The organism is Ruminococcus sp. MSJ-25, from assembly GCF_018917825.1.
Taxonomy (GTDB): domain Bacteria; phylum Bacillota; class Clostridia; order Oscillospirales; family Ruminococcaceae; genus Hominimerdicola; species Hominimerdicola aceti.
This window is the reverse complement of record NZ_JAHLPI010000015.1, coordinates 89,584-108,945: the sequence shown is the minus strand read 5'-3', so window position 1 is coordinate 108,945 and position 19,362 is coordinate 89,584. Positions and strand designations below refer to the sequence as shown.

The following is a 19,362-nucleotide window of genomic DNA, read 5'->3' as shown; positions in this document are numbered from 1 at the left end:
AAAATACCTCCTCAATAAATGCTAAATGCTATAAAACTCATTTTCGTCAATAGGGATCTCCTCAAGCCCTTTGGCGCAAGCCTTTGCGAAGCCTCCCTCGCAAATAGCGATAACGCCTGTTCTTTTGCCAAGGCCAAAATGGATATCGTCCATTGTCATGCCAAGACTGTAAAGCTTTATCCCGTTTTTGTAGCAGTTGAACTTTATCTCTTTAAGAGATTTAGGTGAAAAATCCGTTGCCGCAAACACTGCGCAGGCTTTGCCTGTATTGCAGGCGTCCTTCACCATATCCATACCCATTACAAGCTTTCCTGCTTTTCTGCACATTGTAACAAGCCCTATTTTATTATTCATTTTCCCTAAGCTCGCCCTCCATGCTGTTATATATATCCTCGCTTATCATGCAGGAAAAGCTTCTTTCAAACTTCCTTGCTTTTCTTGCTTTTTCAAAGCACTCGACGCTTTTGCATATATAAGCGCCTCTGCCTGATTTTTTGCCTGTGAGGTCAAGGGAGATATCCCCCTCTTTTGACTTCACCACTCTGATAAGCTCTCTCTTGGGTTTCATTTCACCGCACCCAAGACACATTCTCATTGGTATCTTCTTAGTTTTCATCATCAGCAGCCTCAGCCTTTGCAGAGCTTTCGGATACGATATCTATTTTATAGCCTGTCAGACCTGCGGCAAGCTTTGCGTTCTGACCCTTATTACCGATAGCAAGTGAGAGCTGGTTGTCAGGAACAGTAACACGGCACTCTCTTACGCCCTCCTCTTCGCTGAGAACAACGTTTATTACCTCAGCCGGAGCAAGAGCCTTTGCGATAAACTGTGCAGGGTCTTCGCACCAATTGATGACGTCTATCTTCTCGCCCTTGAGCTCGTTCACTACAGAAGTAATTCTTGACTTTCTTGGACCTATGCAAGCGCCTACAGCGTCAACGTTAGGGTCTTTTGAATAAACGGCTATCTTGCTTCTTGCGCCTGCAACTCTTGAGATAGCCTTTACTTCAACAGTGCCGTCTGCTATCTCAGGAACTTCAAGCTCGAAAAGTCTTTTAACAAGCTCTCTGTGAGTTCTTGATATCTTGATAGAAGGCTTTCTGTCAGGGTTTGCGATACCTACAACATAGACCTTGATGATATCGCCAGCCTTAAGAGTTTCGCCAGGTATCTGCTCGTTTCTTACAAGATAAACCTCGTTCTTGTCGATAGTAAGTATAGCGTTCTGAGTAGCAGGCTCTACCTTCTGAACTGTGGCAGAAACGCACTCATGCTCCTTATCGTGATACTGCTCGATAAGTCTTGCTCTTTCAAAATCCTTGATATCGTGCTTGATAGACTGCTTTGCATTCTGAGCGGCAACTCTACCGAACTTTGCAGGGTCAAGAGGTATCTCTACCATATCGCCCACCTTGATGTTAGGGTCATATACTCTTGCTTCGTCAAGGAATATCTCGTTGTCAGGGTCGTCAACATACATAACGTCCATAACTTCCTTGAGTATCCTCATATCCAGCTTTCCTGTAACAGGGTCGATATCAACTCTGATATTCTCGCAGTAAGGATAATCCTTCTTGATAGCCTTTTCGATACCTGATTTTATTTTCTCGATAAGTATATCACTGCCGATATTATTTTCCTTTTCCAAATCCGTCAGAGCTTTAAAAAAATTGCTAGTCATTTCCTTATTCATTTTCTGATCAATCCTTTCATACTTGATTCGGGCTTTGCCCATGTTTATTAAATTTCTTCATTCAGAACAGGTCTGCGTCATCATTGAGCTTTACATATGCACAGTCTGCAAGCTTAAATTCCACATTCTCAACGCCGTTCATATCCTCGTCAAGCTTCTGACAAAGTATCTTATCCTTGTCATATCCCACAAGACCCACAACGAACTCTTTCTCGCCGTTTTCGTCAGGTCTTATGAGCCTTACTCTTACAACGTCGCCAATGCAGACTTCAAAATGCTCGGGTCTTCTAAGCTCTCTGCCAAGTCCGGGGCTTCCGCACTCAAGCACATAGCTTTGAGAGATAGGGTCTGCCTCGTCAAGAGCCTTGTTCATAGGTCTTGTGAAAGCCTCGCAATCGTCCATATCTATGCCGCCGTCCTTGTCGATAAGCACCCTGAGGTACCACGTTGCTCCCTCCTTTTCAAACCTTACGTCCCAAAGGAAAAAGCCAAGCTCGTCTGCGATAGGCTGTGCAAGCTCTCTTACCTTTTCTACCGTAGTTTTCTTTACTTCCATACAGCACCTCCGTTAATGCTTCTCAAAGCAATGCCTATTAGCTTTGCCCTGAAAAAAGCCCCATACAAAACCAAAAGACCGGAAGTCAAGTTCCAGTCTTTCATTAAAAGCCTATTGTAATTATTATACCACACAAAACATTTTTTTGCAAGGACATTCAAAAGTTTTTAATGAAAAGAATTAAATATTATGTTAATAGTCTGTAAACATTCCGTCAACTGACGTTCTTTTCATTTTCCTCAGGAGTATCCTTTGGTTTTGCTTTTGTTTTATCAATGTGTTTCTTCACTGTTCCCTCAACAAAATCAAGGGGGACAGTGAACATTATGCCCGTATTTGGCTGAGATAAGTCGCCCACTGTGTTATATACTATTTTTCGTGCGGTATCGAGCTGATTGTTTTTTATTACCGACAGGATAGTTCTGTTATCCTCGTCGCCGCTGAAAAGACCTCTGATAGAGGCGCTGAGAAAGCTACTGTCAAGTCTTGAAAGGGTCATTGCCATACCTGATGACTCGATTATAGTCGCACCCTTTATGCCTGCTGCTGAAAGTCCCTCCAGCAGATAGTCAAGGACATCTGTTTTATTAAGGATTATGACCAGAAGTTTCACCTTTTTCGCCCCCTGTTAAAATTTCAGCCTTTGTTTTTTTACTTCTCCGCTGCTGACGGCGCAGTGTCTTTGAGCATTGTCTGAACGCTCTCCTTGAACTTATCAGACACCTTGAAGTGAGAATCGTCCGTCCACTCGCCCTCAGGGATAAGCGCTTCGGCAGGAGTAAGGTTCTGATCCAGCATATCCTTTAGATATGTTTTTTCTTCCTTATACTGCGCACTTGTCCAATCGGTATCGCTGTTTGCGGTAAAGATATTATAGAAGTTATCAAGGTTATCCTTGGTGATATTCGTCTGCTGGAAAGCGTTGTTCATAAGCATTGTAACTGCTGTTCCAAGGAACTTCATGTTGCCGTTCCTGCCCTCTTTGAAAACAGGATACTGACAGATAAGTCTTATCTGATGACCGCTGAGGTTAGTCAGATCGCCGCTTGGGATAGCGATATCGTTCTCGTCATTATCCTGAGAGAGATAGTAAAGCTCCTCATCAGGAGTATATGTAATTCCGCCCACAATATCCGCCGCATTCTCGAATGCGTCATTTGTGAGAGAAACGTAATTGTCTATAGTGATACCGAAAGTGTCTGCAACGGCTGCTTCCAGCTTCACCATGCCGCCCTCTTCGTGTATCTCACGCATTGTCTGGCTTCCGCTCACTGTGAACGCTGAAACAGGCATTATGATTATCTTCTTTGCGTCCGGTGCAACTCTTATGACTGTTGCGTCTGCAAGAACGCCCTTGCTGTTCACTCTTGCAAAAAGGGTATTATAAACCGGGCTTTTTATGCCTGCGTCGCTGTCGCTGTCATCATTGCCGATAACACCAAACTCTCTGAGGGCATACAGTGCAAGCATGCCGATAACAAAGAGGAATATTATCATCGTTATGAAGTAGACCAGAGCGATAGGAGCCTGAGATCTTCTTTTTTTCTTGTGAGCTTTCGTCTGAGCCATGTTATTGATCTCCTTACTTTCAAATATATACAGGCAGGCATACTGTCCGCCATATTTTCATATATAAACTTTTTCGGAAAAATTCTCGAAAACTATTGAACAATTTGCAATTTAGGTGTAAACTAAATAGGACGGCTGTCTGAGTCTGAGTCGATATAAAAAACAGGATTATCGTCAAGGCATATGATGTTCAGCGTAAGACCTGCACGCTTTGCCATGTTTATGGTCTGCAAAGTGCCTGAGCCTTTGGCTTTCTCTTTTATGACCCCGATCAGTCGAGAGGAATGTTCCACCATAAAGCTGTTTCGCTTTTTATAACAGCCGTTTTCATACTTGGGGCTTGTTATCACGACCGCACTGCAAGAGTTCAGAATAAGCGAATATGTATAGCTGTCCAAGGGTGTTTTCATCTCTGTACGCTGGCCTGCATAGGGCAGAACGCACACGAGCTTCATATCCTTATATTCGGGCTGAGCCGAAAGGCTGTGGACTATCTCAGCACAGCGCAGGTCGATACCTTTTGACATACCTGATATAAAAGTACGGCAGCCTTCGCTATATGCTTCCTTTATCATAAGGACGAGCATACTCAGGAGATTTTTCATACCCTGCTTATGGACATCGCCGCCGAAAGGCAGATCCCTGTCCCTATGACCTGTAAAGCAGCAAGAGGTATCTCGATTGCAGAAAAATTGTTCTGCGGGGACGATATTACTCACATCAAAGCCTCCTGAAAGATTTGGCGACACAATGCCCATGATAAGAACATTATAACACATTGATTTATCTTTTTCAATAGAAAATGACAAATATTTTGTGCAAAGGCACAATTATAAAACCGAAAGGGAAGAAAAATAAAATGGATTTTTTGAAGAGAGCATGGGCTGAGGTAGATCTTGACAGCATTGAATACAATCTGAAAGAATACCGCAGGCTCATAGGGGAAAAAACAGAGATAATGTGCGTTGTAAAGGCGAGCTGCTACGGACATTTTGACAACGGGGTAGTTCCGTTTCTTGAAAACGAGATGGACATTCGCTGGTTTGCAGTATCGAACATACACGAAGCCCACAGGCTCAGGGATATGGGCATAAAGGGCGAGATACTCATTTTGGGCTACACACCTCCTGAGAATGCGAAGTGGCTCACAAGGCTTGACATCATTCAGGCTTGCACAGAGCTTTCATATGCTAAAGCACTTTCAGAAAACGCTGACGGCAAGGTACGCATACACGCCGCTATCGACACGGGCATGACGAGGATAGGTCTTCACGGGGAAACCGACAAGATATACGGTGAGCTTAAAGAGATATCGAAGCTTGAAAACATTTCGCTGGAGGGCATTTTCACCCACTATGCGGTGGCTGACAGCCTGAGAGAACAGGATGAGAAATACACAAAGGCGCAGACGGAGAAGATACTTGCCGTTGCTGACAAGTGCGAAGCAGAGGGGCTTCACCTTGAAAAAGTGCATTTTCTCAACTCAGCCGGCGGAGTATACTATTATAATGAGAGAAGCTCTCTTGCAAGGCTTGGAATAATACTTTACGGACTTTATCCTGACCCTGCAAAGGCTCTGCCTTTTGAGCCAAAGCCTGCTATGGAATTTAAGGCGGCTGTTGCGCAGGTAAAATACATAGACAATGGCACTGACGTAAGCTACGGCAGGACTTACACTGCAAATGGCAAAGTAAAGCTCGCAACTGTTACGGCAGGCTATGCAGACGGCTATCCAAGGGCGCTTTCAAACAAGGGATATGTGCTTATCAACGGAAAGAAATGTCCTATCACAGGCAGGATATGTATGGATCAGTTCATGTGTGATGTAACTGAGGTAGAGAACGTAAAGGCAGGGGACGAGGCTGTCCTCATAGGCGCACAGGGGGACGAGAGGATAACTGCTGACGATATCGGCAAAATGACAGGAACGATAGGCTACGAGATAGTTTGCGGAATATCTGCAAGAGTGCCGAGAGTTATCTCACGCCACGGAGAGCAGACGGCTGTTCTTGAAATAGAGTAAGGGAGGATAAAGAGCCATGATAAGATTTTTCGGTGGCAGGGTAATGACCCTTGCCAACGGCATAGAAACGCAGGATATAGAGGTCTGGACGGAAGGCTCAAAGATAGTTTTCGTTGGCAAGCCTAAGGCTGAGGAGCTTGACGGAAAGGTTTTTGAACGTGAATATGACCTCAAGGGAAATCTCCTTATGCCGTCATTCAAAAATGCGCACACTCACTCGGCAATGACTTTTCTGCGATCATATGCTGACGATATGCCTTTGCAGGACTGGCTTTTTAAGCAGATCTTTCCAATGGAAGCAAAGCTTGACGGAGAGAAAGTTTACTGGCTCACGAAGCTTGCTATACTTGAATATCTCACAACAGGCTGTACGGCGGCATTTGATATGTACTTTGAGCTTGACGATTATGTAAAAGCCTGCATAGAAAGCGGTTTCCGCTCTGTACTTTGCGGTGCGGTAAGCGGTGACAAGTCTAATCTTGAAAGGCTTGAAAACAACTATCTGAAATACAACAATGTTGACCCTCTTATAAGCTTTATGCTTGGCTTCCATGCAGAATACACCTGCGAAAAGGAGCTTATGGAGGGCGTTGGCAAGCTTGCGGCAAAATACAAAGCGCCTGTTGCAATGCACAACTCGGAAACTGCAAAAGAAGTTAGAGAGTGCATAGAGAAATACGGCATGACGCCAACTGAGCTTTTTGACAGCTTCGGAATTTTCGACTTTGGCGGTGCAGGCTTCCACTGCGTTCACATGAGCGACAAGGATCTTGAGATATTCAAAAACAAGGGCGTATGGGCTGTTCACTGTGCAGGCTCTAACGTAAAGCTTGCGAGCGGCATTGCGCCTATCGTAAAAATGCAGGATATGGGCATAAACATTGCTATAGGTACTGACGGTCCTGCAAGCAACAACTGTCTTGATATGTTCAGAGAAATGTTCCTTATGACAGGCTTGCAGAAGATAGCTTGCGATGATGCTTCCGCCTGCCCTGCTGACTCGGTGCTGAAAGCGGCAACTGTAGGCTCTGCAAGGGCAATGGGGCTTTCTGACTGCGACATTATTGCAGAGGGCAAGCAGGCTGACCTTATCGTTATCGACCTTTTTCAGCCTAATATGCAGCCTCTTAACAACATAGGCAAAAACCTTGTTTACAGCGGCTCAAAGCAGAATGTCAAGCTCACGATGTGTGCCGGCAAGGTGCTTTACGAGGACGGGGAGTTCAGGATAGGCGAAGAACCTGCGGTCATTTACAAGAAAGCTAACGAGATAATCGAGAGCATGAAAGATTAAATGTAGGGGCGGTCTTGTGCCGCCTTTATCTTTTACGCAGTACAGTATTGACACACAAAAAAGGGACGCTTTGAAACGTCCCTTTTTACATTATATTCTATTCTTCAAAGAAAAATGCTTCGTTTGCAGGATAGTCAGTTTCGTCCGTGAGAGTTATCACTGCACAGTCATTTGAGCTTTCGTCCTTTTTGCCGAATATCTGATCTCTGAAAAGCCAGAAAACGTCAACGCAGATAACAGCAAGTATAAGAATGATAAGTATTATCGGCACAAGTGCGCCTGCACCCTTTCCAGGTGTAACGCCGTTCATTTGATTCATCTGATTTGGCTGGATAGGCTGTCCACCCTGATTCATCTGTGGCATTGCATTGTTCACAGGCTGAGCAGGCTGCTGATAGCCCTCTGGTGTAAGAACTCTTTCAGGCTGCTGAGGCTGTGGGGCAACGTTCGGTGTTTCCGCAACTGTTGGCGTCTGAGGTATTTCCACAGTTCTTGAAGCCATTGCAACTTCCTCGGCTGTCGGCTGTGCAGGCTGAACAGGCTTTGCAGGCTCTTGTCCAGGCAGATAAACGCTGTCCATAGTCGGCATATCAGGAGTCGTTGGCGGAATAGTCTGATTTTGCACAGGAGTGTCGTCAAAATGCAGCTCAGGCACTTCGATAGACTCCATTTCAGGATTTCTCTCGTCCACTACAGGCTCGTCGGCAGGCGTTTCGTCCTGCGGCACAGCTGTTCCGCAGACGTTACAGAACTTAGCCCCTGCGTTAAGTGTGTTTCCGCACACTGAGCAGATCTTGCTCTTTATAAGCTTCTGCGGCATTCTTGTTCCGCAGGCAGCACAGAACTTTGCGCCGTCGGCAACAGGCAGACCGCATTTTGGACAATTTTCCATATTAATACCCTCTTTTCATATTATTATTGATCCCCTCAGCCCTTTTGGCTGAGATCAAATTTTTCGATAACTTTCCCGAAAATATACCAGTTGTTTTCTATTTTGACCACTGTTATCTCACGGATGGCAGACAGCTCGCCGCTGTCTGTGGTCTCTGTGAGCTTTGCTGTCATTGTAACAGCTTTTTTGATAGTCACATTTTTGTGATAGCTTTCCTTATAGCTTTTTTCAAGGTCTTTCAAGCCGTCGCTGTCAAGCTCTTTTTTATTACTGAGCTTATAAGAAAGCTCCGTTTTTTCCTCGCCCCTTGTGAGAAGCGTTTCCGCAAGGGCTTCGTTATAGCTGTCGCTGTTTTTATACTCCGCCTCCGCTTCTGGGGTAAAGCAGGAAAGATATGACTGCGTATCGCTATACTGCGCCGCTGTGACAAGTGTCGCCACGGGCTGTTCATATCCCAGGACCGCTCTTTCTTCCTTTCCGCAGGAGCAAAAGAGCATTGCCACACACAAAAGCATACACAGCACTGATAATTTTTTCATTGTGCAAACACCGCATTTTCAAAAACGGGCGGAAATTTCTCCGCCCGTTACTGATCGTTTATATATCTTAGAAACCTGTGCTTATTGGAAGGTCGCCCTCGTCGAGAAGTACCCATGTGCCGTCCATCTTGCCAACAATAACAGTTGTCTTGTCGGTCTTATCAGCGTCTTCGCCTTCGATAGTATACTTGATCTTTACCTTATAAGCCTTTGTAAGCTTATACTTCTTAGCCTTTTTAACACTAAGTACAGAGGCAAGATCTGACATATCGTTGTAGCTGTCGATATCGTCTGAGTCTACCTTAGTCTTTTTAACGACCTCATAGCTTATCTCAGCGTCATCGCCGTATTTCTTTGTAAGTCTATCTCTCTGCTTTTCAGCCTCTTCATCAAAATCCTCGTCGCTTATCTCAATGATACCGTCCAGAGCGTCTGCCATATCTTTATAATAAGGAGGCATAAGCTCTTCATAAGCCTTACCGTCACCGTCATTGAGAACGTCCATAACGTTATTGATAGGAGTTTTCCAGCTTCCACCGCCGAATATCATGCAAAGGATAACAACTACCAGAATAACAAGCACGAGCAGAACTGCCAGAACTGCGATAGTGAGCTTATTAGGCTTGTTTTTCAGATTTTTGATGTTTTCAACAGAAACAGCGTCCTTTATAGCATTCATGTCGATATTCTTGGCTGCCTGCTGAAGATTTGCCATTGGTGAAGCGGTCTGCTGTGCAGGCTGCTGAGGTGCTATTGTTGCACCGCACTGAGTGCAGAAAGTCGCATTGTCGTTAAGCTGAGCTCCGCACTGTCCACAAAATTTTGCCATATAATTCTCTCTCCATATTCATTATAAATTTTTTTGAAGACATTTACTTCATAATAATATATTAAACTAAAGCGTTTGATTTGTCAATAGTTTTTCACAAAGTTTAGCAAAAAAGTACACATCATCAGCCCTTTTCGCACATTTGTTACATATTATTTTGAAAAAGCTGTTACAAAACCTTAAAGCTGTTTACCTATTCTTATGATGCTTTCAGTGATAAGCTTTTTGAAAAGGGGAGCAGCCTTGTCTGCACATTCCTGAACTTCAGCATGAGTGAGAGGATTATCCGTCATGCCTGCTGCAAGGTTTGCAACGCAGGATATTCCGCAGACTTTCATGCCTGCATGATTTGCGGCGATAGCCTCGCAGGCTGTTGACATTCCCACTGCGTCAGCACCGATAGTTCTTGACATTCTTATTTCCGCAGGGGACTCGAAAGACGGTCCGGTGAGCTGGAGATAAACGCCATGGCGGAGGGTTATATTAAGATCCTCCGCTGCACCTGAGATGATATCCCTGAGCTTTTTGTTATATATCTCGCTCATATCAGGAAATCTTGTTCCAAGCTCGTCGATATTCTTGCCAATAAGAGGATTAGGAACAAAGCTTGAGATATGGTCAGTTATAAGCATGAAGTCGCCTGCCTTGAAGCCTGCGTTCACTCCGCCCGATGCGTTTGTAAGGAAAAGCACCTTTGCGCCCAACATTCTCATAAGTCTTGCAGGCAGCACAACGTCCTCCATTGCATATCCCTCATAATAATGCACTCTGCCCTGCATTATAACAACAGGCACTTCGCCAACATATCCGAAAACGAACTGACCCTTATGACCCTCTACGGTAGAGGTCGGGAAACCCTCTATATCCTTATAGCTGAGGGTGTATTTCACGTCTATGGAATTTGCATAATCGCCAAGACCTGAGCCAAGCACAAGGGCTACCTTTGGCTCAAAGTCTATTTTGCTTTTTACGCACTCATAACATTTTGTAAGCTTTTCATAAGCTGTCATAAAATTTCCTCCTATCAATCCTCACCAAGCTTCAGCGCCTGACTTATCTTTATCTTCTTTATAAGTCTGCCAAGCACCACAAAGGCTGTGAGCAGCATTACTCCTATAACTGCATAAAGCTTCAGATAGTCGCTGCGTTCAGGTATCACTGCAAACGGCGGCACTGACTGGCTTGCGTCGAATATGCTCTGGAACAGCGGTACGAAAAGGTCGCTCGTTACGCCGCCGATAAAGATAGCGGCAAATATTGCAACGCCTGACACCAAAAGCTGTTCATAGACTATCATCATTATTATCTCTCTGAACTTCATTCCCATTGCTCTTAGGATACCAAACTGCAAAGTCCTGCTCTTTATGGAGAGTATCCAATAGATAAGGAAACCTATTATGCACATCACCATGATGATGATAAAGCCGAGAGTGAGAGCGCCGTTCATGCCCTGGAGCATAGGGTCGTTTTTCTTTTCTATGGTCTGCTGGCTTGCAGATTCAAGGGTGAGGGGTTTAATGCCTGCTTTGTCTATTGAGTCATAAAACTCCTGAACGGAAGCTCCGTCTTTGAGCTTGAACCATACCTCATAAGGCTCCATACTGGTCTGAACGTTCACATAATCGTAGTTCATAACGGCAAAGTCCATATAACCGCCGTTTTTCGCCTCTTTATAAGGGCTTAGTCCCGGCCAGTAGTCAACAAAGGCAAGGACGGTCACTTCAAAGGACTCGTTTCCGCCCCACTTACACTCTACAGTATCACCAAGCTCCAGACCGTAGCTCTTGAAGCTTGAAGAGAGGATAACTCCCGGGGTGTACTCTGCGAGGGCATTCAGGTAGTTATTTAACTGAACCGGCAGAAGTCTGTCCTCAAATTTGCAGACCTTTGAGAAATCGCTAGGCACTATGGTCATAAGCTGGACATTGCTTGTTGAGCTTTTGCCTGAGCTTGTGTCAGCGCTTTGGTCAAGGAAATCGTCACGGGTCTTTTCCTCATCGTCAGACTTTGTCTGCTGTCTTGGAACGTTCATTTTGTTTGAAGATATGGTCACGCCGTCTTTTCTGAAAACCTTTGTGACATTTTCCACTCCTGCGAGCTTTTCAAATCGCTCAAAAACAGGCTCTACATACTGTATGGTAGTTTCTGTATCTTCTTCGTCGCTTTCCTCGGAAGTCTGCTTTGTGCCTGATTGAGCTGCCTGAGATGCGCTTTGAGGAGTGGTCTGCTGTGCAGATTCTATTTTACTGCTATACCACTGCTCTGTAAGAACAGCGTCGCAGCCAACCCCATAGGCAACGCTTTCCTCGGCATTTCTGTTCAAGGCTCTTGCGGTATTTGCAAAGAACACGCCCAATGATACAGTAAGAACAAGGAACAGCATCAAAAATCTTTCCCTGCCCGTTGAGGAGCGACCGATATTAGTCAGTGAAACATACTGTGCAGGCGACCACACTCTTCTGCCTATTCTTGCGAGAAGCCTTATTATATAAGGATATATCCTTATAAGAAACAGGCCAAGGCCTAGTATAAAGGCAGTGGAAGCCACGAACATTATAGGGTTTACTGTTGCGGTGGTGTCTGTTACACCCTCTGCAACAAGCTTTTCCTGAGTTTTGTTGTAATAATAAAGCCAGCCAACTGAACCGCCCACAAGGATAAAATCAAGGCAGACCTTTTCCCACAGAGCGTGCTTTTTCTTTTTGGCTTTTGACTGCTTATGCTCAACGATAGTTGTTTTTGTGGCAGGAAAGATCGGTATCATAGTTGTGACAAAGAACACTGCCACGGCTATTGCCGCATAGACGACAGCTTCTATTGTCATATGAACAGGGAGCGAACGCCTGTTGACAAACTCCAAGAATCCGTTTGACGCACCAAGTACCTTGCAAAGTCCAAGACCTGCGAATGGTCCTATTATAACAGTCAGAACGCCCAGTACGAGAGATTCCAGAGCATAAATGCCCATTATCTGCAAGCGGCTTGCTCCACGGCTTTTGAACACCGCTATCTCGTTACGTTCCTGCTCAACGTTGAGCTGCGACACCATAAAGAGATAGAATATTATCATAAGTATGACAGGTATCTGCAAAAGCCACAAAACAAGCTGGAGCTGTGATGAACGGCTCTCATAGTCCTTGAGGATATCTGCGGCAGGCATCGAAAAGCCTATGGAATTTTCACCAAAATAGGTCTTTTGCTTTGCTATCATTTCGTTTGTGCTTGCAAGGTCAGTCATATCCATGGAAGCATAATCCACCGCATAGTTATGGACAGCCTTTGTGATATTCACAACGCCAGTATCAACGCAATCCCCGAGCATTGTGTCATAATCTGTAAAGACAACGGCTGTATACTGAGAATCAAGACCCTCTGCCCAATATGCGTCATTTTCGTCCTTAACGTCAAAAACGCCCACGATCTCTATTTTTATTGACTTGTTATCATCAAACACGTCGGCTATCTCATATACTGTGTTTATAGCAAGCTCTGTGCTTTTCATGGCTTTTTCTGTGGCAACGCACTCGTAAACGCCGTCTGAACGCTTGCCTGCAGTGAACATTCTGCCCTGCTTTATGCTGATATGGTCGGAAATATCCGTCATACCGCCGAGAGTGAATCTTGCCTGCGAATTGCCATCTGAAACGGCAAGTGAACGCACATAGAGATACTCGTCACTTATATACTTCTTATCAAGCTTTTCAGGCAGACCAAGCTCCTTGAACTTAACCTCCACTTTGTTATTATAATTCTCAACAGCTTTCTGCTGCTCGCTGCCTGAGATATCCATTTTCAATCCATAGCTGGTATTATACGCACCTGGATAGATCTCATATTCTGTCTGGAACGACTCAAGATCCTTTACAAGCATTCTTTGCAGAGAAGCGTTCATATAAATAGGGATAGTGCTCATCATGGCAGACGCCATAACAAAGCCTACCAGCAGGCAAAGCACCATCCATTTGGTGTTTCGCATTTTACGGAACAATAAGGTGAACATAAGCTTATCCTTTCAAACCTATCTGATAACAATTTCGTCGCCCTCTTTAAGACCCGATCTTATCTCGGTCTGAGAGCCTGTAGAAAGTCCTGTTTCCACTTCAACGGCAGTTTTTTCACCGTTTTTCAGCACATAAACTACCTTTGTGCCGTCAACCTTTTTTATCAGATTATTTGAGATAACGATAGCGTCCTTTACGCTGTCAAGGACAAGTATCGTATCTGCAAGCTGACCCACTGTTTCCGCAGGGGCGGTATCCTTGAAACGAACATAGATAGTATCCGCCTGATAATCTATACCTGTATCGTCAACATTATTGTGATCCTCATTCTGCTCAGCCTGATAATCAGCAAGCTTTTTAGGAGTCATAAAAACAACACCGTCATAATAATCCTCGCCTATCCTTATCTGCACTTCTGTGTCGATATCATACTGGGTGAGGTCGTCAGGCTGTATTGCGATATAAAGAGCCGAAGTATCTATAACAGTTGCGATAGTCTGACCCGGATTTACGTTGTCGCCTGCTCTTACGTCAGAGAGTGACGAAACAACGCCGTCTATAGGTGATTTCAGGCTTGAATCCTCCTTCTGAGCCTGCAATTTTTCAAGCTCTTTTTCAAGGAGCTGCACGTCAACATAAGCAGAGTCTATCTCTGCCTGAGTGCCGCCGCCCTCATAAATTATATCAACTTTAAGCTTTGCTTTTTCGAGGTAAAGCTGTTTTTCTTCTATCTGATAGTCAAGGTCATATGTATCAAGGTCACAGATAACATCACCCTTTTTGACCTTATCGCCTGCTTTTACATAAAATTTTGACACTGTGCCGCTCTGCTTTTCATAAGAAAGAGTATACTGATTTTCCGCTGTGACAGTGCCCGTTGCGACTATCTTCTTTTCAAGGTCTTTTTTCTTTGCCGTAACTGTGGAATATGTAACATCGCTTGCCTTCACGGTCGGCGCATCGAGGACTTCCTCCTCGTCAGGAAGCAGATAGCAACCCCCTGCGGAGAGGCACATTATCGCTGATATTGCGGCAGCAAAAAGCTTTTTTAAATCAACTTTTATATTCATGTTCAGACTCCTAACTGAATATTTTTATAAACAACTTACCATGGGCAATAATACCCAAAGTAATTATATCAAAAAAAAGATGTTTTTTCTATACACGATTGTACTAAATTAACCTGACATTTCAAAGCAATATGCACAATTGCGTTGCTTTATATATGTACAAATTTAATAAGTCTTAAATATATGAACATAAAAAGGCTTCACGCAAAAAAAGTCCCGCACCGAAGTGCAGGACTTTTGATAAGCATATTTGCAAATTAGTTTGCAAGACCTGATCTTTCAACACCCTCGATAAAGTATCTCTGAAGGAATACATACATGATAAGGATAGGTGTGATAGAAAGCAGACAACCTGCTTCAAGCCATACGATTATCTGTCTTACAGATACCGCCTGACCGTCGAAGAGCTGCTGAGTCAGGTTTGTATTCAGGTTCTTCAGCATAAGAGCAACAGTGTCGTTCTGTGTGAAGAATGATGATGATACATAGTAGTCGTTCCAATACCAAACGATAGAGAACAGGAATACTGTCAGGAACGATGACTTTGCGTTAGGACACATGATAACAAGGAATGTTTTCAGTGGGCTGCAGCCGTCGAGGTATGCAGCGTCTTCAAGCTCCTTAGGAAGTCCTCTGAAGAACTGACGGAAGATGAAGATAAACAGACCTGCACGGAGTCCGTTTGCAAACAATGCAGGAAGATACATTGTCCAACCGCTGTTGATAAGCGATGTTGATTTGCCAAGTGTGAATACCTTAGCGAGCCACTCTGGCTTGAAGTAAGCATACTGGAGGTAAAGTGGGATAGTTGTGATCTGTGGAGGTACGATGATCATAAGAACAACGATACCGAACAGGATTCCCTTACCTTTAAACTTAAATCTAGCGAAGCCGTAGCCTGTGATAGAGCAGGTGATAACCTGAAGGACAGAGGCCACGAGGTTAAGGATAACTGTGTTTACAACAGTATCTTCAAACTTCATTACTCCCCAAACGTCCTTGATGTTATCAAGTGTGAAGCTCTTAGGGATCCAAACTACTGATGGGTCGTTCATCTGCTCATTTGGTCTGAACGCAGTTGAAAGCATGAATATCAGTGGATAGAGGATTACGAAGCACAGACCAAACAGGATAAGGAATCTGAAGAACGGCCAAACCATTCCGATAGCTCTTCTTCTTCTGTTATAGCTGATCTGCTCAGGGGTGAGATATTTCTCAAGACCCTCCTCTTTCATCTTCTTATAACGGGCTTTAATAGCAGCCTTTCGTTCTTTTTCGAACTCTTTTTCTTCTTTTTTAGTTGCCACTTAAATCCCCCCTTATTCTACTTCATAGTAAACGAACTTATTAACAAGTGCTACGACAAGTGCAAGGAATACTGCTACGATAAGGAAGTATGCCCAAGCCATTGCCGCTGAGTAGCCATGCTCCCAGTTGCTTGCCTTGTTAAGAACGATCGTCATAACTTCGTTCTGTGGATCAACGAATGAGTCAACGATTGTATAAACCACGCTTGAAAGTATCATTGGGCTGATATAAGGAATTGTGACTTTCCAGAAGAACTCCCATGAAGTTGCACCCTCGATCTGGGCTGCTTCCTTAGCTGAGAGCGGGATACCCTGAAGTGCTGAAAGCACCAGAAGTATCTGGATACCTGAATTCCATACAAGGTTCAGGATGTCGGTGGTCAGCGAGTTTATCATCATAGTGAGCTTATCACTGATGTTGTAGATACCGAGGAAGTTCAGCAACTGGTCAACGAGGTCAGCCTCGAACATTGAGCTGAACTGCTCAGATCCGCCTGCGTATCCGCCTGTGCTCATGTTACCGTTGATGATGTCGATAACAGGACCTGTAGCGATGATAACAGGGAGGAAGAATACTGATCTTGCGAATGTTCTTCCCTTGAATTTCTGATTAAGGATAACTGCGATAAAGATAGAGAATATGAGGATAAGAGGAGTTCTCAAAACCGTATTCTCGATCATTGCTACCAGAGCCTTGGAATAATCCTGATCCTTACGGAAAGCATTTACATAGTTTTTCCAACCGATAAAGGACATTTTCATTCCGCCCTGAGTTACCTCAGTTTTGTTGAATGAGTAAATGAGAGATTCTATAAGAGGCAGGATAAAGAAGTAGATAGTACCCAGCGCCCAGATCGCTATAAATCCGTAGCCGTAAAGTCCTTTTCTTTTTTCATAAGAAAGTCTGTGCTTCTTTTCCTTCATCACAGGTGCAGGAGCGACTGCCTCAGCGGCAGGCTCTTCTGCGATTATCTCCTCTGTTGAAATTTCTTCTATAACAGCCTCAGCGTCATTTTCCTTTTCGACTGTATCTTCAAGATCCTCAGCCTTAACAGCCTCGATCTCTTCAGGAGTGTTTTTGATCTCTTCGCTCATTATTCTGTCAAACCTCCTTCTATACAATCTGCAAGGTCATAGACCTCTGTGCCTACGGTAGCTGTTGCGTTCTTCTTATCAACACTGATAACAACGTCTGAAGCTCCGTCCTTTGAATAAGTTGTGGTAAGAACGTTCTTGTCATCGCTCAGCTCATACTTTGTGATCGTATAATCTGAAACGCCTGAAAGTATGCTGCTTACCTTTTTGTACTGATTAGCCGCAAGATCTGTCCAGCCTGCATAGTTTGAATAATACAGGTCGTCATATTCTGTATCCTGAAGCGTATCAGCGTCAGCGTATGTCATATCATAGTGTATCTGCGAGCCTGAAGCCAGTGAAAGCAGGAATGTTTCATCTGAATTTGAGCTCTTATTGATAGGTGTTGAAGCGTAATCAACATATCCGTGAATGACCATCTGATAGAACGGGATATCGAAATCTGTTACGTTGAATCCACTGGAGTAAACAGGAACGTTTGAAACGTTTGTTACATATGGGAGAACGTAAGAGTTCGCACCGTCTGCGAATACTGTACTGATCTTCTCGCTCGCACTCTTATAGCCGTCAACGATAGTATTCATGGTCTTGCTTCTGCTTGAAGGCTCCTTCTTTGAATAGTCAGAAACAAGCTTTGTTGAATAATCACCGAAGCCGATAGAAGTGAGCTTTTCATCAGTATAGCTCTCGAGCATTTCTGTGAACACATTCGAGTACTTGTTTGGTGTGAGCAGAGCAGGTGAAACTCCCTTTTCTGCAACACCGAAGGCTGGGCTGTATGATGACTGTCTTGAATAAGCATTTGAAACTCTGATAGCTGTGCTTGTAAGAGTCATATATCCCCATGAACCGCTGTCCATCTGGAAGTTGTTCATTGAAGGAACGATCTTCATATTATCGTCCTTTGAGATAAGCTTATCAAATGCGCTTGAACCACCAAGCTTGCCGGACGGAGATACCTCTGTGGATATCTTGTTCTTGATAGAGTCATTTGTCCAATCGTTATAGTTGACAGTTATGTTGTCAACTCCGCCGTCCTTGAGGATATCAAGTATGTCGGAAGCCTGATCGAAGCCAGTGATCTCTGTTTTAAGATTGAATGGGATACCGAGAATAGAAGTATCCTTCATAACGCCGCCATAAAGGTCAACGTAAAGATCGCTCTTATTTGCCTGAGCCTTAGCTGTAAGACCCTTATTATTGATAAGGTAGTTTCTGTAGACCTCAGCGCAGTCGGCGTAGTTAAGATCCTCGCCGTTGTCTGAATCAACAGGATAATAACGAACTCCAAATCTCTCAGTCTTTATTCCGTTCTTCTCGAACACTGTGATCTTGTTTGAGTTATCACCGCTCATGAAGAATGAGTCAGAGCTTCTTGTTTCAAACTCGAAGTAACAAGTGTTGTAAGCCTGCTTTTCCTGTCCGCATACCTGAGCGTGAGCATAAACGTTTGACTCACCGTCAGAAGCAACGCAAACAAGTCCGGATGAACCGCTTACTGTTGCAAGGACCGGCATATAAGCCTGCTGAGTGGTTCTTGGAGCTGTTATTGGAACGGCTGTATAATCTCTGCCGAATACCTGCTGATTATAGTCAGCGTACTCGGTCTTGCCGTTGTTATAGTTTATTACAGCACCGCTTCCGTCAGGAACTATCATATAGCCTGTCGCAGTTGAATCAGCAGCGCCGAAGTTAGGGCAGAACTCGATCTTTGTAAGCACCTTTCCGTCTACCTGAGAAGTGTTTTTCTCCTCGATCTCATCTGAATCGCAGTAAACATAAAGGTTATCGTCCTCAAGAACATAGTGTATCTTGAGCTTCACACCATCAGAAACGTAGTTATATGTAGCAACAACGCCGTCTGAATTTTTCTCCCATTTTACTTTTGCCTTGTTGGAGTAAACCGGAGCAGGGGACTCTGTTCTCTTTTCCTGTCTGAGGTCACCGACTCTGATAGCGGCACTTGCAGCGATCTGCTTTCTCTGGGCATTTTTCATTGCTGTGCCCTTAACTGTGTCGATAATTGTCTGGTCAGCCTGAACATTTATAGGCGAAGTCCACCAATACTTACCTGAAGCCTTTACATAAAGACAAAGTCTTTCGTTTTCTTCGTCAAGATAAAGAGCTATCTTGTCGTTCTCTGTTATCTTTTCGCACATTGCAAGAGCTTCTTCGTCAGTTATAGGCTGAACCTCGTCGTCCTTGCTTGCTGTAGTAGTTGTTTTCTCATCGGCTGCTGAGTCTTCAGCAGCTTCATCGCTGCTTTCATCGGCAGTAGCTGCTGCGTCGGAAGCGTCAGCTGAGCTTGTATCATCAGCCGCTGAATCGACACTGCTGTCAGTATCCTTTACTGCGGCGCTTGAATCAGCCTGGCTTGAACTCTCGTCAGTGGAAGAAACCACCATTGACCCCAGAGGCATCAGCATTGTAAGGCAGATAGCAAAGACAACTGCTTTCTTGTAACTTTTGTTATGCATTTATTATTTACACCAC

The 19,362-nt window shown here is 44.2% G+C and carries 18 protein-coding genes; 2 read left to right on the top strand and 16 right to left on the bottom strand.

What is annotated here, in order from left to right:
* Positions 1 to 21: 21 nt before the first annotated feature.
* The 7 genes from KQH97_RS05555 to KQH97_RS05525 form a co-directional block, all read right to left on the bottom strand.
* Positions 22 to 354 carry a 50S ribosomal protein L7 gene (locus KQH97_RS05555; protein WP_038670206.1) on the bottom strand — a complete coding sequence of 111 codons (333 nt, stop codon included), beginning with the start codon at positions 352 to 354 and terminating at the stop codon, positions 22 to 24.
* The gene (locus KQH97_RS05550) at positions 347 to 616 is read right to left on the bottom strand and encodes a YlxR family protein (RefSeq protein WP_038672821.1); all 270 of its coding nucleotides are present in this window, start codon (positions 614 to 616) and stop codon (positions 347 to 349) included. The genes KQH97_RS05555 and KQH97_RS05550 overlap by 8 nt, the downstream gene beginning before the upstream one ends.
* Positions 606 to 1,694 carry a transcription termination factor NusA gene (nusA, locus tag KQH97_RS05545; RefSeq protein ID WP_253286378.1) on the bottom strand — a complete coding sequence of 363 codons (1,089 nt, stop codon included), beginning with the start codon at positions 1,692 to 1,694 and terminating at the stop codon, positions 606 to 608. Before nusA ends, KQH97_RS05550 begins: the two co-directional genes overlap by 11 nt.
* A gap of 61 nt (positions 1,695 to 1,755) precedes the next feature.
* Positions 1,756 to 2,250 carry a ribosome maturation factor RimP gene (rimP, locus tag KQH97_RS05540; protein ID WP_216553268.1) on the bottom strand — a complete coding sequence of 165 codons (495 nt, stop codon included), beginning with the start codon at positions 2,248 to 2,250 and terminating at the stop codon, positions 1,756 to 1,758.
* 214 nt (positions 2,251 to 2,464) lie between these two features.
* Positions 2,465 to 2,863 (bottom strand): hypothetical protein, encoded by a 399-nt coding sequence (locus KQH97_RS05535; protein ID WP_367614659.1) that lies wholly within the window; start codon positions 2,861 to 2,863, stop codon positions 2,465 to 2,467.
* A 38-nt stretch (positions 2,864 to 2,901) separates the two neighbouring features.
* Complete coding sequence (locus KQH97_RS05530) at positions 2,902 to 3,819, bottom strand: LCP family protein (RefSeq protein WP_216553266.1); 918 nt, start codon at positions 3,817 to 3,819, stop codon at positions 2,902 to 2,904.
* 122 nt (positions 3,820 to 3,941) lie between these two features.
* A complete protein-coding gene (locus tag KQH97_RS05525) occupies positions 3,942 to 4,598 on the bottom strand; it encodes an SLOG family protein (protein ID WP_253286377.1) in 657 nt (218 codons plus the stop codon).
* 80 nt (positions 4,599 to 4,678) lie between these two features.
* Between KQH97_RS05525 and alr the strand changes: the two genes are divergently transcribed.
* Positions 4,679 to 5,842, top strand: coding sequence for an alanine racemase (alr, locus tag KQH97_RS05520; protein WP_216553264.1), 1,164 nt, complete (start codon positions 4,679 to 4,681; stop codon positions 5,840 to 5,842).
* Between the two features lie 16 nt (positions 5,843 to 5,858).
* Positions 5,859 to 7,136 (top strand): amidohydrolase, encoded by a 1,278-nt coding sequence (locus tag KQH97_RS05515; RefSeq protein ID WP_118053465.1) that lies wholly within the window; start codon positions 5,859 to 5,861, stop codon positions 7,134 to 7,136.
* A 97-nt stretch (positions 7,137 to 7,233) separates the two neighbouring features.
* On the opposite strand, the gene KQH97_RS05510 is transcribed toward KQH97_RS05515, so the two are convergent.
* From KQH97_RS05510 to KQH97_RS05470, 9 genes are all read right to left on the bottom strand, one after another.
* On the bottom strand, positions 7,234 to 8,028 hold the full coding sequence (locus KQH97_RS05510; protein WP_216553261.1) for a zinc ribbon domain-containing protein: 795 nt from the start codon (positions 8,026 to 8,028) through the stop codon (positions 7,234 to 7,236).
* Between the two features lie 35 nt (positions 8,029 to 8,063).
* Entirely contained in the window at positions 8,064 to 8,567 is a 504-nt protein-coding gene (locus KQH97_RS05505) for a hypothetical protein (protein WP_216553258.1), read from the bottom strand.
* Between the two features lie 67 nt (positions 8,568 to 8,634).
* Positions 8,635 to 9,396, bottom strand: coding sequence for a zinc ribbon domain-containing protein (locus KQH97_RS05500; RefSeq protein ID WP_216553255.1), 762 nt, complete (start codon positions 9,394 to 9,396; stop codon positions 8,635 to 8,637).
* Positions 9,397 to 9,575: 179 nt separating this feature from the next.
* Positions 9,576 to 10,406 carry a purine-nucleoside phosphorylase gene (locus tag KQH97_RS05495; RefSeq protein WP_216553252.1) on the bottom strand — a complete coding sequence of 277 codons (831 nt, stop codon included), beginning with the start codon at positions 10,404 to 10,406 and terminating at the stop codon, positions 9,576 to 9,578.
* 14 nt (positions 10,407 to 10,420) lie between these two features.
* Positions 10,421 to 13,396 carry an ABC transporter permease gene (locus KQH97_RS05490; protein WP_216553249.1) on the bottom strand — a complete coding sequence of 992 codons (2,976 nt, stop codon included), beginning with the start codon at positions 13,394 to 13,396 and terminating at the stop codon, positions 10,421 to 10,423.
* 18 nt (positions 13,397 to 13,414) lie between these two features.
* Positions 13,415 to 14,467 (bottom strand): efflux RND transporter periplasmic adaptor subunit, encoded by a 1,053-nt coding sequence (locus KQH97_RS05485; protein WP_216553246.1) that lies wholly within the window; start codon positions 14,465 to 14,467, stop codon positions 13,415 to 13,417.
* Between the two features lie 257 nt (positions 14,468 to 14,724).
* Positions 14,725 to 15,774: a carbohydrate ABC transporter permease gene (locus KQH97_RS05480; protein ID WP_117856911.1), complete on the bottom strand. Its 1,050-nt coding sequence runs from the start codon at positions 15,772 to 15,774 to the stop codon at positions 14,725 to 14,727.
* A gap of 12 nt (positions 15,775 to 15,786) precedes the next feature.
* Positions 15,787 to 16,869, bottom strand: coding sequence for a carbohydrate ABC transporter permease (locus KQH97_RS05475; protein ID WP_242988937.1), 1,083 nt, complete (start codon positions 16,867 to 16,869; stop codon positions 15,787 to 15,789).
* Positions 16,869 to 19,346: a DUF5696 domain-containing protein gene (locus KQH97_RS05470; protein ID WP_216553244.1), complete on the bottom strand. Its 2,478-nt coding sequence runs from the start codon at positions 19,344 to 19,346 to the stop codon at positions 16,869 to 16,871. The genes KQH97_RS05475 and KQH97_RS05470 overlap by 1 nt, the downstream gene beginning before the upstream one ends.
* Positions 19,347 to 19,362: the final 16 nt, after the last annotated feature.

Bases quoted from the DNA above. Each gene is read 5' to 3' on its own strand.
- KQH97_RS05555 (WP_038670206.1), bottom strand. From the start codon at position 354: ATGAATAATAAAATAGGGCTTGTTACAATGTGCAGAAAAGCAGGAAAG.
- KQH97_RS05550 (WP_038672821.1), bottom strand. From the start codon at position 616: ATGAAAACTAAGAAGATACCAATGAGAATGTGTCTTGGGTGCGGTGAA.
- nusA (WP_253286378.1), bottom strand. From the start codon at position 1,694: ATGAATAAGGAAATGACTAGCAATTTTTTTAAAGCTCTGACGGATTTG.
- rimP (WP_216553268.1), bottom strand. From the start codon at position 2,250: ATGGAAGTAAAGAAAACTACGGTAGAAAAGGTAAGAGAGCTTGCACAG.
- KQH97_RS05530 (WP_216553266.1), bottom strand. From the start codon at position 3,819: ATGGCTCAGACGAAAGCTCACAAGAAAAAAAGAAGATCTCAGGCTCCT.
- KQH97_RS05525 (WP_253286377.1), bottom strand. From the start codon at position 4,598: ATGTGTTATAATGTTCTTATCATGGGCATTGTGTCGCCAAATCTTTCA.
- alr (WP_216553264.1), top strand. From the start codon at position 4,679: ATGGATTTTTTGAAGAGAGCATGGGCTGAGGTAGATCTTGACAGCATT.
- KQH97_RS05515 (WP_118053465.1), top strand. From the start codon at position 5,859: ATGATAAGATTTTTCGGTGGCAGGGTAATGACCCTTGCCAACGGCATA.
- KQH97_RS05510 (WP_216553261.1), bottom strand. From the start codon at position 8,028: ATGGAAAATTGTCCAAAATGCGGTCTGCCTGTTGCCGACGGCGCAAAG.
- KQH97_RS05505 (WP_216553258.1), bottom strand. From the start codon at position 8,567: ATGAAAAAATTATCAGTGCTGTGTATGCTTTTGTGTGTGGCAATGCTC.
- KQH97_RS05500 (WP_216553255.1), bottom strand. From the start codon at position 9,396: ATGGCAAAATTTTGTGGACAGTGCGGAGCTCAGCTTAACGACAATGCG.
- KQH97_RS05495 (WP_216553252.1), bottom strand. From the start codon at position 10,406: ATGACAGCTTATGAAAAGCTTACAAAATGTTATGAGTGCGTAAAAAGC.
- KQH97_RS05490 (WP_216553249.1), bottom strand. From the start codon at position 13,396: ATGTTCACCTTATTGTTCCGTAAAATGCGAAACACCAAATGGATGGTG.
- KQH97_RS05485 (WP_216553246.1), bottom strand. From the start codon at position 14,467: ATGAATATAAAAGTTGATTTAAAAAAGCTTTTTGCTGCCGCAATATCA.
- KQH97_RS05475 (WP_242988937.1), bottom strand. From the start codon at position 16,869: ATGAGCGAAGAGATCAAAAACACTCCTGAAGAGATCGAGGCTGTTAAG.
- KQH97_RS05470 (WP_216553244.1), bottom strand. From the start codon at position 19,346: ATGCATAACAAAAGTTACAAGAAAGCAGTTGTCTTTGCTATCTGCCTT.